The organism is Candidatus Cardinium sp. cByotN1 (assembly GCF_022810525.1).
In the GTDB taxonomy this organism is placed as follows: domain Bacteria; phylum Bacteroidota; class Bacteroidia; order Cytophagales; family Amoebophilaceae; genus Cardinium.
This window is the reverse complement of sequence record NZ_JAACGG010000170.1, coordinates 1-2,828: the sequence shown is the minus strand read 5'-3', so window position 1 is coordinate 2,828 and position 2,828 is coordinate 1. Positions and strand designations below refer to the sequence as shown.

Below are 2,828 nucleotides of genomic sequence, written 5' to 3'. Positions count from 1 at the left end.
TGTTCCTGAAACTGGTAAAAAATGAATTTTTTAAAGCTACTTTTTGCTTGATAAAAAAGTAAGATAAAAAACTTATAATCAAATAAAAATAATTAAAAATTCCTTAAGTTGACGCCATTGCGTGAACAGATACTATTAAGTGCGCTTCTTATGCTTATTTATAGGTAAGTTATTTTGAGAAATTAGTTATTATATTTGTATTCAATTTATTGTTTTTTACAAAACTTTACAGCCCCTCATATGCTAAATAACAAGAGCCATAAAATTCATTCATTGTTTATACAATATTTTTTCTTTTACGCCTTAGTGGTAGCCTATTGCCCTTTTACAGGTTGTGTTGGTGTACGAAAAGACCTTGTACCACAACGTAATGAAGTGTTAGGTAGTTTGCCTTACAATATAAAAAAACGTTATTTAGAACTAACTCAGGTGTTAGATGATGATGAGAGGCAAGCTTTAGAAAAAAAAATTAACACAATCAAAGAACCAGATCGTTTAACCTTTTTTATAGAAAAGTGTATAGACTATAAGGGGATACTTAAACTGCTACCTCAACCTGAAAGAGCGCTATGTAAACAAGCGTTTACTAACGCTTTTGATATCAATCATGCAGAAAAGCTTATCAAGCAATACCAAAATGAGTTGAAGATGATTGATCATGCTTCTATCCAAACACAACAATATTACATAGACCTTCTCCAGGTGTTACCAGACGATCAAGCCACTGCATTAAAAAAACAAATTGTTCAATCTACTAGCCCAATTGATGTAGAGCAACTGATTATATCACACCTGCCTAATGAATTGAAAAATATAAATGAGGATACTAAAAAAACATTCATAAGTCTGCCAGATGAGAAGCGGCAAGAGATCATAAAAAAAGCTATGGAAAAAAATGAAAAAAACCACTTGGCTAATGGTCAGCCGAATGGCCCTTCCGATGTTGATTGTGATTCCAAGGACGATCCTGGCTCTAATGATGACAAAGAAGATGCAGCTATAAACAATTTAATTCAACAAAAAGCCGAAGAACAAGAAAATAAAGAGGATGACGATATACCACAAGATGAATGGGGCAAGAAACTAAAATTGCAAGGTGAGGATAGAACGCTATTTTCACTCTATGTGTTGGATTTAAAACCAGAAGATGCAGCAAAATTGAAAGAGCTTTTTGCTAAAGCAGATCAGGAGGGACTTGATAATTTGGCAGATGTGTTTTTTGAAGTTTTTCCAACCGATAAAGAGCGTAAAGATCTTTTGGACACAATGATTTACCTATACAAAGGCTGGCCCAAGGATACGCTTCTGTTGTGTAATCATCCGGCATCATTTGGTGCTGGTAAAAAGTTGCAGTTGTTTTGGCACACTAACAAATACCAACGCATGCTATTGACCAAACTTGATAATGCTATAGAAGCTTTAGAAAATTCAAGGCTGTAGCTAGTTTTCTATTTTTGCGTGCTTGGGAAAGCTATTGAATGGATGGATGGATATAGGATGATACATTTTAATTATGAAAAAGATTGCAATTAATGGATTTGGCCGTATTGGTCGACTAGTTTTACGTAAGCTTGTAAGCTGTAATGACCTACAGGTAGTGGCCCTTAACGATCTAGCAAATAGTATTACCTTAGCCCACTTGTTTAAGTATGATTCTAACTACGGTTCTTTTAAGGGAAACATTACCTTTGACGATACCAGCATAACGATAGATAACAAACGCATCAATAGCTATTGCTCCCCCAATCCATCTGCATTGCCCTGGAAAGACCTAGGTGTAGATATAGTGCTAGAGGCTACAGGGCGTTTTTTAGATAAAGAGGGTGCCAATAGCCATTTGAGAGCAGGTGCCAAACAAGTAATTCTTTCTGCGCCTGCTAAGGGTGATGGCATTCCAACAGTTGTGTTGGGGGTCAATGATGCTGTTTTAAGAACAAAACCATCTATTGTATCTAATGCTTCTTGTACAACCAATTGTTTGGCACCAGTTGTTAAAGTATTAGATGATCATTTTGGTATAGAGCAGGGTTTGGTTAATACGATTCATGCCTATACGGCTGATCAATCCTTACAAGATGCCCCCCATAGTGATTTAAGAAGAGCAAGAGCCGCTGCCCTGTCTATTATTCCTACTGCTACAGGTGCTGCTAAAGCAATAGGCCTTGTTATGCCCCATTTAGATGGCAAATTAGATGGTATAGCCATGCGTGTTCCTGTTGCTAATGGCTCAGCAGTTGACTTTACAGCTCTATTAAAGCATGAAACTACTCAGGAAGCCTTAAACCAAGCGATGTTACAAGCAGCTCAAGGGCCACTTAAGCATATACTGGCTTACACGGAAGACCCCATTGTTTCTGTAGATGTGATCGGTAACACGCACTCTTCTCTTTTTGATGGCAAATTAACTTACGTAAAGGGTAAATTGGTAAAAGTGATCAGTTGGTATGATAATGAAGGGGCCTATGCGCAACGTTTGGTAGATATCATACGATTACTTTAAAGGCCCTGTTTACAGATTTTGGTAAAAAATGACACTATTTTTTTTAAAAAGATATGGAGAAACGGATTGGAATTTAAATGAAAAATATAGATTAAAAGACCGCAGCCATTCTTTCAAAAAACATGTATTTAGACATTACTGTAGCATTTGACTTACGAGAATGGCAACCAAACTTAGGGTTAGGAATTAGTAATCAAACGGAATTAAAAAATGCAATTTAAAAGTATCTATTCACCACTATGGCAGTGTACGTGAAGAAAAAAACGCCCCTTGTAAAATGTATCTGTTCCTGACACTGGTAAAAAATGAAATTTTTAAAGCTACTTTT

General features: G+C 36.1%; 2 protein-coding genes. Both read left to right on the top strand.

Annotated features, from left to right (window positions below; translation table 11 throughout):
• The first annotated feature begins 240 nt into the window (after nucleotides 1–240).
• Nucleotides 241–1,440, top strand: coding sequence for a hypothetical protein (locus MUW73_RS04205; protein ID WP_243018709.1), 1,200 nt, complete (start codon nucleotides 241–243; stop codon nucleotides 1,438–1,440).
• A 73-nt stretch (nucleotides 1,441–1,513) separates the two neighbouring features.
• Nucleotides 1,514–2,500 (top strand): type I glyceraldehyde-3-phosphate dehydrogenase, encoded by a 987-nt coding sequence (gene gap, locus MUW73_RS04200; protein WP_243018710.1) that lies wholly within the window; start codon nucleotides 1,514–1,516, stop codon nucleotides 2,498–2,500.
• Nucleotides 2,501–2,828: the final 328 nt, after the last annotated feature.

Coding starts and splice junctions, on each gene's coding strand:
- MUW73_RS04205 (WP_243018709.1), top strand. CDS start 241: ATGCTAAATAACAAGAGCCATAAAATTCATTCATTGTTTATACAATAT.
- gap (WP_243018710.1), top strand. CDS start 1,514: ATGAAAAAGATTGCAATTAATGGATTTGGCCGTATTGGTCGACTAGTT.